Annotated in this window: 20 protein-coding genes and 4 tRNA genes; 14 read left to right on the forward strand and 10 right to left on the reverse strand. The window is 41.1% G+C overall.

The window, feature by feature from the left end; genetic code table 11:
• Positions 1-47: 47 nt before the first annotated feature.
• Entirely contained in the window at positions 48-560 is a 513-nt protein-coding gene (locus AB4Z50_RS24460; protein ID WP_076268194.1) for a 2'-5' RNA ligase family protein, read from the reverse strand.
• 141 nt (positions 561-701) lie between these two features.
• Here AB4Z50_RS24460 and AB4Z50_RS24465 point away from each other — a divergent pair, with 141 nt between their 5' ends.
• From AB4Z50_RS24465 to AB4Z50_RS24480, 4 genes are all read left to right on the forward strand, one after another.
• The gene (locus tag AB4Z50_RS24465; RefSeq protein WP_162839330.1) at positions 702-866 is read left to right on the forward strand and encodes a hypothetical protein; all 165 of its coding nucleotides are present in this window, start codon (positions 702-704) and stop codon (positions 864-866) included.
• Between the two features lie 109 nt (positions 867-975).
• Positions 976-1052: transfer RNA gene (locus AB4Z50_RS24470), tRNA-Met, on the forward strand.
• A 37-nt stretch (positions 1053-1089) separates the two neighbouring features.
• A tRNA-Ile gene (locus AB4Z50_RS24475) sits at positions 1090-1166 on the forward strand.
• 21 nt (positions 1167-1187) lie between these two features.
• A tRNA-Leu gene (locus AB4Z50_RS24480) sits at positions 1188-1273 on the forward strand.
• 199 nt (positions 1274-1472) lie between these two features.
• Here the strand turns inward: AB4Z50_RS24480 and AB4Z50_RS24485 are convergent.
• Positions 1473-1988: an RNase H family protein gene (locus AB4Z50_RS24485; RefSeq protein WP_441883038.1), complete on the reverse strand. Its 516-nt coding sequence runs from the start codon at positions 1986-1988 to the stop codon at positions 1473-1475.
• 220 nt (positions 1989-2208) lie between these two features.
• On the opposite strand from AB4Z50_RS24485, the gene AB4Z50_RS24490 reads away from it, so the two are divergent.
• The 3 genes from AB4Z50_RS24490 (at position 2209) to AB4Z50_RS24500 (ending at position 4004) form a co-directional block, all read left to right on the forward strand.
• Positions 2209-2604 (forward strand): RDD family protein, encoded by a 396-nt coding sequence (locus AB4Z50_RS24490; protein ID WP_441883040.1) that lies wholly within the window; start codon positions 2209-2211, stop codon positions 2602-2604.
• Between the two features lie 170 nt (positions 2605-2774).
• A complete protein-coding gene (locus AB4Z50_RS24495; RefSeq protein WP_441883042.1) occupies positions 2775-3260 on the forward strand; it encodes a hypothetical protein in 486 nt (161 codons plus the stop codon).
• A gap of 51 nt (positions 3261-3311) precedes the next feature.
• Positions 3312-4004: a uracil-DNA glycosylase gene (locus AB4Z50_RS24500; RefSeq protein WP_441883044.1), complete on the forward strand. Its 693-nt coding sequence runs from the start codon at positions 3312-3314 to the stop codon at positions 4002-4004.
• A gap of 59 nt (positions 4005-4063) precedes the next feature.
• Here the strand turns inward: AB4Z50_RS24500 and AB4Z50_RS24505 are convergent, their stop codons facing one another.
• A complete protein-coding gene (locus AB4Z50_RS24505; RefSeq protein ID WP_441883046.1) occupies positions 4064-5026 on the reverse strand; it encodes an S-layer homology domain-containing protein in 963 nt (320 codons plus the stop codon).
• A 200-nt stretch (positions 5027-5226) separates the two neighbouring features.
• Between AB4Z50_RS24505 and AB4Z50_RS24510 the strand changes: the two genes are divergently transcribed.
• The 5 genes from AB4Z50_RS24510 (at position 5227) to AB4Z50_RS24530 (ending at position 8873) form a co-directional block, all read left to right on the forward strand.
• Positions 5227-5302 (forward strand) — tRNA-Val (locus AB4Z50_RS24510).
• A 299-nt stretch (positions 5303-5601) separates the two neighbouring features.
• The gene (locus tag AB4Z50_RS24515; protein WP_441883048.1) at positions 5602-6144 is read left to right on the forward strand and encodes an NAD(P)H-dependent oxidoreductase; all 543 of its coding nucleotides are present in this window, start codon (positions 5602-5604) and stop codon (positions 6142-6144) included.
• A 287-nt stretch (positions 6145-6431) separates the two neighbouring features.
• Positions 6432-7202 carry a sugar phosphate isomerase/epimerase family protein gene (locus AB4Z50_RS24520; protein WP_441883050.1) on the forward strand — a complete coding sequence of 257 codons (771 nt, stop codon included), beginning with the start codon at positions 6432-6434 and terminating at the stop codon, positions 7200-7202.
• A 69-nt stretch (positions 7203-7271) separates the two neighbouring features.
• Positions 7272-8405, forward strand: a complete 1134-nt coding sequence (locus AB4Z50_RS24525; protein WP_441883052.1) for an ROK family protein — start codon at positions 7272-7274, stop codon at positions 8403-8405.
• 90 nt (positions 8406-8495) lie between these two features.
• On the forward strand, positions 8496-8873 hold the full coding sequence (locus tag AB4Z50_RS24530; protein WP_441883054.1) for a response regulator: 378 nt from the start codon (positions 8496-8498) through the stop codon (positions 8871-8873).
• A 236-nt stretch (positions 8874-9109) separates the two neighbouring features.
• Here AB4Z50_RS24530 and AB4Z50_RS24535 read toward each other — a convergent pair whose 3' ends face one another.
• From AB4Z50_RS24535 to AB4Z50_RS24550, 4 genes are all read right to left on the reverse strand, one after another.
• On the reverse strand, positions 9110-9880 hold the full coding sequence (locus tag AB4Z50_RS24535) for a sugar phosphate isomerase/epimerase family protein (RefSeq protein ID WP_441883056.1): 771 nt from the start codon (positions 9878-9880) through the stop codon (positions 9110-9112).
• A 137-nt stretch (positions 9881-10017) separates the two neighbouring features.
• Positions 10018-10398 carry a VOC family protein gene (locus AB4Z50_RS24540; protein WP_441883083.1) on the reverse strand — a complete coding sequence of 127 codons (381 nt, stop codon included), beginning with the start codon at positions 10396-10398 and terminating at the stop codon, positions 10018-10020.
• A 57-nt stretch (positions 10399-10455) separates the two neighbouring features.
• Positions 10456-11658, reverse strand: coding sequence for an MFS transporter (locus AB4Z50_RS24545; RefSeq protein ID WP_441883058.1), 1203 nt, complete (start codon positions 11656-11658; stop codon positions 10456-10458).
• Positions 11659-12159: 501 nt separating this feature from the next.
• On the reverse strand, positions 12160-12534 hold the full coding sequence (locus AB4Z50_RS24550) for a winged helix-turn-helix transcriptional regulator (RefSeq protein ID WP_441883060.1): 375 nt from the start codon (positions 12532-12534) through the stop codon (positions 12160-12162).
• A 387-nt stretch (positions 12535-12921) separates the two neighbouring features.
• Between AB4Z50_RS24550 and AB4Z50_RS24555 the strand changes: the two genes are divergently transcribed.
• Positions 12922-13521, forward strand: a complete 600-nt coding sequence (locus AB4Z50_RS24555; RefSeq protein WP_339208764.1) for a DUF5067 domain-containing protein — start codon at positions 12922-12924, stop codon at positions 13519-13521.
• 361 nt (positions 13522-13882) lie between these two features.
• Here the strand turns inward: AB4Z50_RS24555 and AB4Z50_RS24560 are convergent, their stop codons facing one another.
• Positions 13883-14053, reverse strand: a complete 171-nt coding sequence (locus AB4Z50_RS24560; protein WP_441883062.1) for an aspartyl-phosphate phosphatase Spo0E family protein — start codon at positions 14051-14053, stop codon at positions 13883-13885.
• Between the two features lie 207 nt (positions 14054-14260).
• A complete protein-coding gene (locus tag AB4Z50_RS24565) occupies positions 14261-14434 on the reverse strand; it encodes a YjfB family protein (protein ID WP_076268202.1) in 174 nt (57 codons plus the stop codon).
• 190 nt (positions 14435-14624) lie between these two features.
• Here AB4Z50_RS24565 and AB4Z50_RS24570 point away from each other — a divergent pair, with 190 nt between their 5' ends.
• A complete protein-coding gene (locus AB4Z50_RS24570; RefSeq protein ID WP_441883064.1) occupies positions 14625-14792 on the forward strand; it encodes a hypothetical protein in 168 nt (55 codons plus the stop codon).
• Positions 14793-14863: 71 nt separating this feature from the next.
• Here the strand turns inward: AB4Z50_RS24570 and AB4Z50_RS24575 are convergent, their stop codons facing one another.
• Positions 14864-14959: an IS3 family transposase gene (locus AB4Z50_RS24575; protein ID WP_441878496.1), complete on the reverse strand. Its 96-nt coding sequence runs from the start codon at positions 14957-14959 to the stop codon at positions 14864-14866.
• Between the last annotated feature and the right edge of the window lie 13 nt (positions 14960-14972).

Below are 14972 nucleotides of genomic sequence, written 5' to 3' on the forward strand. Positions count from 1 at the left end.
GTAATCGACCTCTGCGTCGTTTGCGGGCTTTTTCCTTAATATTTTGTCTAACCTCGTAATAGAAAGGACTGGTAAGCGGTCCAAGAGCCGTTCTCGGTCTGATACATCAGATGTATGCGATCAATTCTCGAAGTAAGATCAATGGACTGCATGCGCAGATTTCCGAATAAATCATGCAGCTCATCAGCTGAGATTTCTTGCCCTATCGTGACATGTGGCGTGTAAACATATTTGGGCTCGACAATGGCCAGCGGACCGCTGCACACGCTCTCCTGGAGCTTCTGCATGGAAACGGTGTCTTCAAGCGCTAAATAGAGCACATGACTTACAGGGAAAAAAGTAGATACACGATTCAAATGGATAGAGAAAGCAGGCAGCTTAGATGTGGTTTGCTCTAAATGAGCGACTGCTAGCTGCAATTCATCGTCTGACCAATCTTCTGCGTATCGTACTGTCAAATGAGCAGGTACAGCTGTGTAATGCGGATCATGGCGTCTTCGCCAGCTATTAGCGAAGTCCTGTACATGCTTTTCGGGGAAAACAACAATTCCATATAACATGGTCTTCAGCTCCTTCGAAATGACCTATTTTGAGTATACCCCATTTGCATGTATGATCCCAATTTTGGGGTATTCTAATGTATACAGCCTTTATTGGAGTGATAAGCATCAGCTTCTCCAATAAGATAGTGGAGGGATGACATGAGATGGGTATATTGGGTTCGCCTATATGAAACCAAATTTCAAGCGGGTTGTTTGGTTAGGAGAATGGAGAATGACGGTTGGATGTATGGCTATGAAACTCCGCATGAGGTAGAGGTATTTCGATCCCGAAAAGGGCGATACGGCGTGAGGTTTATACCATAAAAAATAAAAAGAAAATAAATTAGAATATTTTGCTTGACTTAAAACACACCTATATAGTATATTATTTTATGTCGCCAATTCAACTGGCTTTGCTCAAATGGATATACGTCGCGGGGTGGAGCAGCCCGGTAGCTCGTCGGGCTCATAACCCGAAGGCCGCAGGTTCAAATCCTGCCCCCGCAACCAACCTTTCGATGAATACGTTGAAATATACGTTTTTCGAGGGCCCTTAGCTCAGTTGGTTAGAGCGGTCGGCTCATAACCGATTGGTCGGGGGTTCGAGTCCCTCAGGGCCCACCATAAGCAAAACCTTTACAACATGCCGGGGTGGCGGAACTGGCAGACGCACAGGACTTAAAATCCTGCGATGGGTGACCATCGTACGGGTTCGATTCCCGTCCTCGGCATACCTCGAAGACATTGACGAGTCAATGGTTTTCACGAAGTACATAAGATGTACGAACGATAAAAGAACCTCCTTTATAGAATCTGACTTGTCAGTTCTAAACAAAGGAGGTTTTTTTATCGTTAGGTACTTAATATCTAGCAATTTAATTTTATATGTTAATTTCTAAAGCTGTTAAGTAAATTAGAGGCTGGCAGTAATTAATTTATAGCAGCTTGTCTCGCAGCATTATGGGCTAACCTATGGAGGGTATTGTTTTTCTTGTGCTTGCTTATGTATTTTATTTGTATGTGAACGCTGGGATACATATTATTTAAATGATGTAGAGCTGCCAATATTTCATCTCTAGCATCTTTATGATGTGAATGAGAAAAATAATCTTTTGATAAAATGTTTGCGATTTGACTGCAATCAGTATAGATAATAGCGAATTTCGGCTCATACTCCGTCAGCGCACTTGCAAGTATTTCAAGACTGTAACGAACAGCAAGCAATTCACCGTAATTGGAACCTTCAATATGTTCCATCATAATTTTTTTGGCGGTAACGCGTATTGTTCTATTGAAGACAAAGCAACAAGCTGCTCCATGATTATTTTGCGCAACGAAACCAGAGTAATCACAATACAAACAAATCATACTCTTGTTCATAATGTTTTGTCTTAAACGGGGATTGGCATATGCTCTTTTTATTAGCAATTCTGTTGTAGTATCCACAAAATCTATCCTCCAGATTATATTCCTTCTTTCATTATTTTAATCATCGTCAAAAAAGAGATGGGCTAGTCTTCAAATGGGAAATCCTCGAAATATTTTTTACTTTAAGGATAGGCGAATGGATTAAGGTATACATCGGAGCTGATAAGCGTAAGTTTTAATAGGAATGTGTCTGAATAAGGGAGTAACATTAATGATGTAATACTGGAGGGGACTCGGCATGAACGCAGGTTTTTGGATTCGATTAGGAGCTTCATTGCYGGATGGCATTATTATTGGCATTCCATTAGCCATTATTTCATTATTATTTACAGGAGGTAATGAAGGTAGAGATTATTTTACAGATGCGGTCTCATTCCTTTACTCGTTACTGGTTCCGGTATTTTGGAGCGGCTATACCATTGGGAAAAGGATATGCGGCGTACAGATTAGAAAGCTGGATGGCTCACCTCCAGGTATAGGCACCATGTTATTGCGTAATGTTGTCGGTGGACTTGTTTATGGATTAACATTAGGTATTGCTGTGATCGTCAGCGCCTTTATGGTCGGTTTACGAGAGGACAAAAGAGCGATTCATGATTTTATAGCAGGAACAGGAGTGGTGCATTCTGATTAAGCGGTCTTATGAGTTCGTTGCGATATCATGCAGCGGGCTTTTTTTATTATACTGTTGGCATTTGCCACGATATTTAATGAGGAAACTTTTTTGCTTTCTCTATTTTGAATGAAGTAAACTAAGAGTTGTATTGAAATACCTGAGCGATAAGGGAAGTAGGTGGATGATTGATGCAGCACAAGAACGAGGAGACTTCACTTAAGCTAAGCGCGCGTCGACTCTATGCGGAGATATTCTCTTTAAAGGACACGCTTTACAATGATCTTCTAAATCGGTTTAAGGATGATGTATCACTCACGGAAAAAGCGGAGCAGTGGAAAACCGGCATAATGGCAGCTGCGATCTCTACAGCGCTTTACAGCTCTTCTCTGGGTGGAAACAAGGAGTTTCCTTATGTCTATTCCTATTTGAAAATAAAGCTTAAAACGTATCATTCTGAAGGGGAAGCGGCGATAGAGGACTGTATGACTGTCATTTCAGGCCTATTAAATGAAGCTGATTACGAGCCTGATTCGTTTTCCGAAGGAATTGCTTTATGGCTTTATTTTAGTATTCAAGGAAAAGAGTCGTTTGTAGAAAAAGAGACGGTTCCATATTTGCTTACTGGACAATATATTAATCAAGTTTTTTATAATTGGTTTGATAAGCAGAGCTAACAAAGGCTGCTTATTCAAAAACGATTGCGTTTGAAGGGGATATTAATGATTATGAATACGTTAGCAAATGATTGGGCGCAGAAATTGCAGAGTGAGCTTGAAGCGCCTTATATGCAAGAGCTTTTTGCCATATTGGCAGAAAAATATAAAACGACCAAGGTTTATCCGGATGCAGAAAATATATACAATGCACTTCATCATACATCCTATGAGCAGACGAAAGTGGTCATTTTAGGACAAGACCCTTATCATGGACCAAAGCAGGCGCATGGGCTTAGCTTCTCCGTGCAGCCAGGATTAAAGGTACCTCCTTCACTAAAAAACATTTACAAAGAGCTGGAGTCGGATGTAGGGGCCACTGTGCCTGACCATGGAAGCTTGCTTTCATGGGCTAAGCAAGGAGTGCTGCTTCTAAATACAGTGCTTACGGTGGAGGATGGCAAACCTAATTCTCATCAAGGAATAGGGTGGGAGCAATTTACCGATCAGATTATTGCCGCTCTAAACGATAGGGGGAAGCCCGTGGTATTTATACTTTGGGGCAAGAATGCAGAAGCGAAAGCGAAGCATATTAATGGGGACAAGCATCATTTAATTATTTCACCGCATCCAAGCCCATTTGCAGCGCGCAAAGGTTTTTTTGGAAGCAAACCATTTTCCAGGACAAATCGTTTCTTAGAATCGATTGGAAGCGAGCCGATTGACTGGTCGATTCCGATGCTGAATGAGCTTGAAAGCAAATAAAAAAAAGACTTCTCAACTGTCTGATGGTTAATAAGACAGGTAGAGAAGTCTTTTTTGTTTTAATTGATGATGATCGTTTTGCCTGTTGACGATTCACTTGATTCCGTAGATTGCGAGGATTGGGTGAGTACTGGCTTTAGCTTTGCATCAATATAAGTGGAGGCGGATACGTCTGTAATAACTTGAGGATACATTTTATCAGGATCAGGCATGACCAATTCTACATTGATGAAAGCTTGATCTCCTTCGAAAGCAATAGAGGTAATACGGAAACCATAACCGGGATGTCCTACTTGAGTGCTTACGGTTACTTTATTGATTTGCGGGTTTACCGCCTCAATCGAAAGCTTCAGGTCGAGGCTCGGTTGCTCAGGCTTAGTTGGAATCGGAGCCGTCTCCTTTACAAATGTAATGGCGTCATATAGCCAGCCTGCTGCTTCACCGCGCAAAATAGCTTTTTTAGGATAAAACTTGTTCGCACTATCCAATGTGACGATTTTGCTTATGAGAAGCTTTTGAATGCTGTCCATGTAGGTTTTGTTCACATCAGCCGCATCTTCCAACTGCATGAAAATTTCAATAAAGGCGTAATCGCCTTTCGTCATCATCGCTTTAAACAAATGATGAGCAAATTGCTCGCGGGTCATGATGTCGTTAGCTTTGACCGTTTTTGGAATTTCTAGACCATTAATACTCGCGATGATAAAAGCTTGCGAATACCAAGCGTTATCTTTTATGTTTGTAAAATAGTCGCTTGCTTTAGGTTCTTTAATGAAGCGGATATGGTTGATATTAATATCTAGCCCTTTAACGATCAAAGAAACGCCTTCGGCATAAGTGAGCTTGCCTTTAGGATTAAACTTGTCATGTTTATCTCCGCTTATTATGCCCATCTTCTTAAGCTCGTTAATTTTATGCTCGTTTACGTCATTTTTAACGTCCTTGAAAGCCCATACAGATTGTCCAAGAGTGAAGAGCATCATTGCAACCAGTGTCATTGTCAGTATCAATCGTCTTTTCATACGGTCACCTCTTCTTTTTTTTGCTGCAGCACTTACTTGACGTCGTTAAAAGACAAATTGTTGCAATTATTATACAATCATTATGACCGATTCCACTTTTGTGGAGACATCGTGATGAGAGTGGAGAGTCAGAAAAATCTGTAAAGAAATATGTTGACTTGGCGTCTTACACCTGATATATTATTAATTGTCGCTAACATGATCTGGTAGCTCAGCTGGGAGAGCACTATCTTGACAGGGTAGGGGTCACAGGTTCGAACCCTGTTCAGATCACCATAACTTAAACTTCGGAAGCCTTGATAATCAAGGCTTTTTTTGTTTTTATACTCAAAACTGCGATACCTTAACCCTCAGATTCTCCTCAACATTCTCTCCTTGACCACATTAAGCATTCCATTTCCCATTCAAATCATTAAAGATTTTTTAAAAGATTCGATTAACATTTTGGGACTAACTGTTCGGTGCAGTACTTACCTTATGGTAAGTAGGTGAACTAAAAGTGCATACTTCCGCAATGCGGCGATGCGATCTATACTCTAGTTCAGAAACAAATACCGCTCAAGGAGGGCAATACATTGAAAACACTTATTATCATTACACATCCAAACATGGAAGCATCCATCGTCAATAAAAGCTGGGCGGATGAGCTTCGTAAATATCCCGACAAATATACGGTTCACGATTTGCACGGAGCCTATCCCGACGGAAAAATCGACGTGGAAAAGGAACAACAGTTGATTGAAGCGCATAGCAATTTAGTTTTGCAGTTCCCTGTTTACTGGTTCAGTTCTCCACCGCTGCTTAAACAATGGCTTGACGAGGTGCTAACTTACGGGTGGGCATACGGGTCAAAGGGCGATAAATTAAGAAATCGAAAAACCGCCCTAGCTGTAACCGCTGGTGGACGGGAAAAAGACTTTACCGAAGAAGGGAAACTACGTTACGGACTTGACCAACTCCTATCTCCCTTTGACACGACATTTTTATATTGCGGCGCCGATTATCGTTCCTTCTATGCCTTCTATGGCGCAGAATACGAGACGGAAGGAAATCCAGATTACTTAAGGAAATTAGATATTAGCGCGCAGGGTTATGTTGATTTTATTGATAGTCTTTAATTAGTGAAGAAACAAAAAGAGGTRGTCCCATAAGTGGAAATTTAGGATCCGCGGGATACATCGGATATTCATTGAAGATGAATGTCTAAATGAGAAAAGGAGTTAAGCAGCTTGTCTGTGCTTAACTCCTTTTCTTTTTGCGTCTATTGCTGCTTTCTTTCAACAAGTTATGGGATAGTGAGGAGTTAATACATAAGACATTGACTCCTTATGCAGACAGGGGTATAGTTAAATTATATTTATTAAATTCATTTTAATAACCAATCAATAAACTTGGAGGGTGAATTATGACATCATTTGGCTTTCAAGCTTCAAGTCTTAGACCTTATCTCACGACAGAAGATGAAGTACAACATACATTCCGTAGACTGCACAATATGGGGTATCACGATGTACAGCTGCAATGGATCGATCCTGCCGTACCTCTGGCATTCACGGCAAAAGCTTTGCGAGAAACAGGGCTGAAATGTATCGCAACGCAAGAAGATTTTACCGTGGTGCAAAATAATCTGGATTACTATATCACGATGAATAGACTGTGGGAAAGTAAGTCTTTATGTGTCAGTACCATCCCGCGCGAGTTAATGACACCGGAAGGCATCGTGGAATTTTGCGACGCGCTGGACCAAATGGCTAGGACGCTGGGTGAACATGGTATCGCACTCACCTTCCATCCGCTCTGGTTCAACTATGAGTACATAAATGGCATTCGTGCCATAGATATCGTTATGGAACAGCTGCCTGAAGTGGGCTTAACCTTATGTGTGTATCACGCTGTTCGGGCAGGTGAGGACGCTGTGGCTTTAATGGAACGGTATCAAGGGCGAGTAGACATATGCCATTTTAAAGATTATGCACTCTCAACCGAAGGGAAAGAATATTTGGTTCCACTTGGCCAAGGTCGGATTGATTGGTTGCCCATATTTGAGGCTTGTCATCGAACCGGTGTGAAATGGGGTCTGGTCGAGCAAGAAAACTGGCAGAAGGACGCCTTTGATTGTGTAAAAGAGAGCTTGAATTATCTAACGAAATCGGGTATTACATCAGCTAATGTTTAGAAAAACAACAGGTGCAGGAAATGTTATACTAAAAGATAATCCACCTGACTCGCTTGCCGCAGGAGATTCATGCATAGTGATTCGGAAAATAGAAACGGATATCATGATTCAAAGTCAGGAATTTATGGCGGATTGCAACATTATAAAATGAAAATCAGAGTTAATAAGCCGGGGGTTTTTATGGGAATAAATATGCTGGACATGAAAGAGAGCAATTCACAAACAGTTCTTTGGAGCCTTTGTTCATCCAAAACTTCCACCATTAAACAATTGGCTCAAACGACAGGCTTAAGCTTTGTTACCGTTGGGAACATACTGAATGGATTTGTAGAAAGCGGAGAAGTCAAACTCGGTAAAATGTATTCAGCGACGGGAGGAAGGCCGTCTCAAGCGTATAGCTTTAATGCAGAATTTGCGCATGTGCTGGGGCTATCGGCGCGGGTACGCAACGGGAAAAATATTATCAGTGCTTGTATCGGGAATCTTTACGGGGAACGCGTATGGGACGCAGAGGAGCCGTTTGATACCATCCAACTCTCTAGTTTTGATCAGATGATCGATGAGGCCCTGCGAAACTATTCGACTATAAGTCTTGTTGCTTTTTCACTGCCGGGTGTGGAGCGTAATGGTATTATTTTGGAAAACGACTTTACATCTTTAAAAGGGACTTCCTTTACAGAATATTTTCAGAATAAGTATAAGATACCGGTCATTGTTGAGAATGATGTCAATGCAGCAGCTTTTGGCTTTAGCCAACATACAGAAAAAGTATCCTCTATTGTCGGCATTTATTTCCCTCGTACGTTTGGTCCAGGTGCAGGCGTTGTAATTGATGGCAGCATTCATAAAGGGGTCGTTGGTTATGCTGGTGAAGTCAATCTGCTTCCGATCGATGTTGACTGGATAACGATTAACTATGATGACCCCAAAGAGCTAGGTGCTGCCATTTCTAAATTAATCAGTATTTTTTGTGGGACAATCAATCCCGCATACGTTGTTCTTTACGGTGATTTTTTTTCCGAAGCTTTAAAAGAAGCGATTGAGCAAGCGATACCATCAGAGGGTTTGAGAAAAATATTCCCTGTTGTTAATTATGAAAGTGATTTAGATTCCGACATCCTTCATGGTTTGATTGCTCAGGCGATAGCAGCATATCAGTCTGGTCTGCTCGGAAATTATCGACAAGACAACGAATATATCTAAGATAAATTTATTAAAGTAGACTTCTATGGTGAAAAGGTTCTGATGAACCCGCGTTTACTTGAATCTTTTCAACGATAGGGGAGTAAGGTCATGAATATTCTGATTATTGATGATGATTTCATAATAAAAGGTGATGTTAAACGCACCCTAATGAAGAGTTTTCCAGATTTCAACGTATATGAAGCTTCTTCTACCAAAGAGGCTCTTGTAATTATGGAAGAGGATCATATGGATATCATACTCACAGATATTATCATGCCGGGGATGGATGGAATGACGTTTATTGAGAGCTATCGTAATAGATTTTTAGATACTCAATGGATTGTAATGACGGGGCTCAGCGGACACATTTACTTTCGCAAAGCAATGCAACTAGGAGTTAGAGATTATTTATTAAAACCATTCTCGAAATCAGAGCTATCTGAAACGATAAACAAACTTATTAATTCAAGTGAGTCGTCCAGTTAGAATTAATAATTGATAATTTGGGTGAAGTAGATAGTGCGTAGCGATTCCTGGCCCAACCAAGTAACAGGAAACGTCTTCGCTGTGTAGTGTTTTTCCATCTAATCAAAAAAAGACAACGACGAGAGTCGTTGTATTTCAATTGAAATAAGGTAGATTAAAATCGCAAAGCTTTTTAAGACAAAGGAGCTGCTCTTGGCTTAGCTGTTTGTCCCATACTCATTGAAATAAAACCTCATTTAGGTAAGATAGTTTCTTTTTAACCATGCATAGCTTTTTTCAATGCTTTGCAGCGGAGGGCTCTGACAAAAATCCTGTTCCACAATCAGCCACTCGACTCCGGCTTGCTCACCTGCTTGTATTACGGCTGGCAGATCTACTACGCCCTCGCCAAGCTCTAATGTAACCATCTGTCTTTGGTCGTCTAAGCTATAATCTTTTAGATGAAGCAAGGGGAGACGGCCGGCATATTTGTCGATGTACTGAAGAGGATCTTTGCCTGCAAATTGCACCCAGCATACGTCCATCTCCACCTGAACAGCTTGCGGAGTTGTCTCTGCAAACATGGCTTCAAAAGGATTGTTATCGCCTACTACGCCCTCGAACTCAAATTCATGGTTGTGATAACCCAAAATGAGTCCCTGTTTTTGAACTTCCTTCCCGATTTGTTCAAGCTCTACAAATAAGGTACGCCATTCGTCTGCATTTTTCGGTCGGTCTTCAGGGAAAAGATAAGGACAGACCATGTATTGAGCGCCGATGGCTTTCAAGTAATCAATCTCTTTTTGCAGATCAGCACGAAGCGCGTGCAGAGAAAGATGGCTGCTAAATCCTTTCAAGCCGAGTTCATCCAATAGCGCCTTCAGATCATCGGCAGGAAGACCGCCATATCCTGCAAATTCAACCCCCTCATAACCCAGCTCGGCCACTTTCTTCAGCATTCCTTTGAAATCGATCGCCATCTCTTCACGAAGTGTATACAATTGAAGGCCAATATTCATCTTTTTCATCTTTAATTCCCTCTTTCGGTTTATATTTTTCAAACGAGAAGGCATGAATCATGTTTCATAGGTTCCTTTCTCCAACATCTGAGTCCGGACTAGCCCATTGTCACCGATTGGGGTGTGACGGAGATAGAAGAATACGTTTAAATCGTGATTTCTAACCGATTCATTTCTGGATCAAGCACAACACTTTCGTAATACCCATCACCGGTTGTTCGCGGTCCATCCAAAACCTGAAAGCCCTCCTTCTTTAAGCGATCCGTCAATTCATTCACCTTTTCCTCAGAACCGACTGAAAAAGCAAAATGGGTTATGCCGTAATAATCGGCAGTTTCCAACTCCGCAAGCTCGGGTTTTTGCATCAATTCCAAACGCGCACCTGATTCAAAGGTCAAAAAATACGAGTGGAATTGTTTTTTTTCATTCACATATTTTTTATTTACGATGCCGTTGAAAAATTTCTCATAGAACGATTTCATCATATCAAGGTCCTTGGTCCAGATTGCGACATGTTCAATTCGCATCATTCATCCGCCTTTCTACATTTAAAGCTGGAGCATTCGGCCTGCTACTTCAAACACTTAGGTCTCCAAAGAAGTGTTTTTGTGAACGCCAGCTTTCCTTTTATAAGCCCGCATTAGCATTTCCCTACAAATCAGCAATCCTACGCCGCAGGTGAGGAGCACATAAGGCATTAAGGAGAAGGAGACGTACGCAAAAAGTTGTCCAAGCAATGGTGCAACCAACGTAGTACCGGTATAGGCAAATGCCATTTGCATGCCCATAGCCGCCTGTGCGTTATGCTGCCCAAAATAAATGGGCGTTTGATGCAGCATGGATGGATAGATCGGCGCAAGCCCTGTCCCAACAATAATGAATGAGATTAATGCTAAAATCGTCGGAAGCGGCAACAGCATGATAAAAAATCCGAAAATCATAAGAATGGTTCCAAGGCGAATCAGCGCCTCATTGCTCAACTTAATAGAGATAAAGCCGCTTAACATCCGTCCGGCCGTGATTCCCAAGAAAAATAAGGATACCCAACCTGCAGCGCTTTCAGGCGAAATGCTTTCGTTTTTCACCAAATAACTTGATCCCCATAGCATCATGGAAGCTTCCGTTGAAGAAACCAGGAAGAACGATAACATCCCAAAGATAGCACCTTTTGTTTTCAGCGAAGCGAGCAGTCCTGGCTTCTCTTTGGATTGCAGATCTTCGTTAGCCGGCTTCGTTGACGGGCCTTCAAATTTCCTCCACATTGGAAGAGAAAACAGCAGTAACATAACTAATGAAAACTGTACCATCGATATAGTAAAATAACCGCTTCTCCACGTATTTCCCCACAATACGAGCGTAGACAACAAAATAGGGCCTAGCATAGCTCCAACACCCCAAAAACCGTGCAGCCAGTTCATATGTTTGGCTTCATAATGCTCGGCCACAAACCTATTCAGTCCGGCATCAACGGCTCCGCCCCCAAGACCAAGCGGAATCGCACAAGCCAATAACCAAATGAAGGAAGGCGAAAGCGAAAAACCAAGTAGTGCAGCGGCAGTCATGGCGACACTGATAATCGTTACCTTGCCTGTGCCAATGACCCGAATCAACTTGTATGAGAGCAAGCTTGAAATAATGGTGCCTATGGAAATAATACTGGATGCAATTCCCGCATTTCCGATGGGAACACCCAAATCCGTATTCATGATGGGCCAGGATGAACCAAGCAGGGAGTCGGGCAATCCAAGGCTGATAAAGGCCAAATAAATTAAAATAAGAAAAACCATGTCTATTCTCCGTTGTGTTAAATTATTTTGTGGACCTGCGAATATTTTTTTACAATTCTCCTTTATTATTTTTAAATAGTTATTTTAATAATTTTAATAAGTTACGAAATAAATATATCTCATGTTTGTATGAGAGTCAATACTTGAATTTTGGACACGGGATGAATAATTTATCCATTCAAATGGTTTTTTGGCAAGCACCAAATGGGGCCAAGTCATCCTGCTTGTCTGAGTGGCGGAACTGGATCGGTTTGTGGAAGAATGGGGAACGTAAAGCCTGTTGCTAGTGAAGTCGTGGGGACAGAAATGGGGAGGAGCTCTCGACCTTCTTGGCTTATCTGCTGGAATCTGCACGAACAAATGATCGAGGGCTACCAGCGGCAGCTGTTAAAAGTCACTAAAGTTTATACATATTGGTTGACAGTCTCTTGAAAATTAAAAAGAGGTTGTCCCACAGCCATTTTCATAGCTTATGGGACAACATCTTTTGTTCATGCGTGTTTATATCGAAAGCGGAATTGTCGCCGCCTGCGCGGCTGGCATGCCGTTTTTTTCTCCCCATTGGCACATGATATCCAGTACCGGAATAATCGTTTGCCCCAACTCGGTCAAGGAATACTCAACTTTGGGAGGGATTTGTGGGAATTCCTCGCGGCTGACAATGCCGTCTGTCTCCAACTCTTTTAACATCACGCTTAATGTTTTAAAGGATATAGTGCCGATTCTCCGTTGCAGCTCATTGAAACGCATGACCTTGTTTTCGGAGAGCCAGTACAGTATGGTCATTTTATATTTGCCGCCAATAACAGACAATGTGTAGCCGAAGCCAGTGTCTTTGGGTTGAATGCCAGACGGTACACAGTTTTCAACCTGCATGGGCTGTTATCCTCCTTTTGAGATATTTGACGAAAAAGGCAGGTGCTGCCGCGTCTCTATGCTAAGAATTCGCTTTCTCTGTAATTGACAATTCGCTGGACAATTCGCTGAAAAGTCAACTTGGGAGCAATAAACTTACTATACCATTTCGAAACGATTAGTTCAAAACACTCTGGCAGTAAAAAGGTGCTTGATATAGCAAATGAGAAACTTCAACAAATACCATTTTATGGATATTAAATGGAGCAATTATTAAAAGTATTTTTTAGCAACCTATTATAGGTATCAATTACTTGAAAAAGAATTGACGTAGTATGACAAATATTTCTAAGACAAGCCTTAGAATTTGTGGTAATATGTAGGAAATTGTTGAAGGGGGAGAGTTTGATGAAAAAAGTTCAAATCTTTACATTACTCGCACTCATATTGCTTGTTTTATCAGCATGCGGGGGATCACAAACAAATAATGCAGCCAAATCTTCGAATAACAATCAAGCAAGCACGGTGGATAGCAAGGAGACTGAGGCTACTGAAACACCCAAAGAAACGGAAACTCCGCCTACGGAGGAACCGAAAGAAGCATCCTTCAAGCCAGGTGATAAATTCAAATTAGGCACTTGGGAAATTACCCTTGAATCATTTGAGTTTAATCAAAAAGTGAGTAGTGATATGTTTTCCTCAAGCGCTGATGAAGGCAATAAATTTATTGTATTAAATTATAATGTTACCAATAATGGTAAAGAGGCAAATGATTTTACTGCAATGATAAATGGTATTCGAATGAAAGCTATTTTTAAAGGCGAGTATGAATATGATTACACTGTAACTATGATCGATGGAGACTTGAGTCAAAATAGTATTAAACCATTAGCGAGCAAAAAAGGTTTTGTTGTAATCGAAGTACCAGACTCGGTAGCTAGTTCCAATGAAAGTCTTGTAATTAAGCTTGAAGATGATGGGGAAAAAGCTCAAATCGTTTTAAAATAGTAGAAACAAGCACCCATTATTGTGGGTGTTTTTTTATCCCGAAAAAGCTAACTTTAATCGCGGCTGTTGATTGTTCCATTTTTTTAAGAGAGAGTTGCGCCGAGCATGGCAAGGTAAAGTAGTTAATTATAGTAAGCAGGAGGGAAAATCAAAACAGGGAAATCGATTGGCGTTGTGGCAGTTAGGATCGTGAGCCTTATGAAGTGAAGAGGAGAATGCTGCGAAATCTTGATAAGGTAGGTGCACGTTCAGAACCCTTGCATAGCAAGGGTCCTTTTTATTTTATCTCCACAATCAGACCTCCGAAACGTAATTTCATATTCTTCCATGCAATATAAGAAAACCTCTTCATGCGAAAGGGCTAATTTGAATGATTGGCTAAACATCCGGAATATTGATTTAAGAGAAAATCCAGTTCTTGGCTAATTTTGAGAACAGCTTGATCTGTAAAATTATTGCACGCGCCAAATATCTCGACCATTTCAGCTCGTACTTCTTCAATTCTTTGTTGATAAAAGCAAATGTTCATCATAATCCCTCCAACTTTTCATTTGTTAAATTAAGGATAAACGAAGGTTGTTAGAATTTTTTAACAATGAGATTAGGATAATGTTAGTTTTCTGAACAATCTCAAAGAAGCAGGCCTTCGTATTAGATTAACTAAACATATCAGTTTCATTTGAAACAGTTTCAAGATGGAAAACCCCCAAGTAGCGATTTATGCCTTTGGGGGTTCAGTTTAAACTTGTATATCGATGCTTTGGCCTAAATGAGGTTGTGCTTGTTTCATCATTTGAACCATATCCTGCGCTTGCTGTGTAGCTTGTTCCTTTGCTAAAGACATGACACGGATGCTCGCTGCAAGTGCTAAGCTGTTCTGATTCATCGCAATTGATGCTGCTGCTATATCCATAAAACACCTCCTTATTCCATTATCGGCAAAAACGATCAACTTCTTTACAATAAATCGTTGCTCGCTGGAACAGCTCTGATATGCTGCTTAAAGCTATTTCATGCGACCTAATTGTGGATTTAATTTAAACAATACTAAAGGCACGATTAACAGCATACGATGATAGAAAGCGCGCAGGAGGCGGTTGCTGTTGGCAGCAGAGTATGCCTATTTAGCCATTTGGCTATTGGGGATGTTTGGAATTATCGGCATTGTTATTGGTTCTGTAGCAAATTTCGCAATACATGATTCCTTGTCGCATGACGAGCAGTTTGTTTGGCGAAGGAAAATTCCAGCTGACGCAATCAAAAGAAAATAAAAACAAAAATCCAGCGTTCGCTCCTCATGCGATTGGTCAAGACCCCTATTTGTAGACATTGCAAAAAACACCTAGGCAGAAAGCTGACGTCTGTAAGCAACAGGCGTCAGTTTTTTTAGTTTTCTCTGCGGTCGCTCGTTATTATAGAAATGCAAATATTCTTCAATTCTCCTTTGTGCC

Origin of the sequence: Paenibacillus sp. 2TAB26 (assembly GCF_052115145.1) — a bacterium.
Taxonomy (GTDB): Bacteria; Bacillota; Bacilli; order Paenibacillales; family Paenibacillaceae; genus Pristimantibacillus.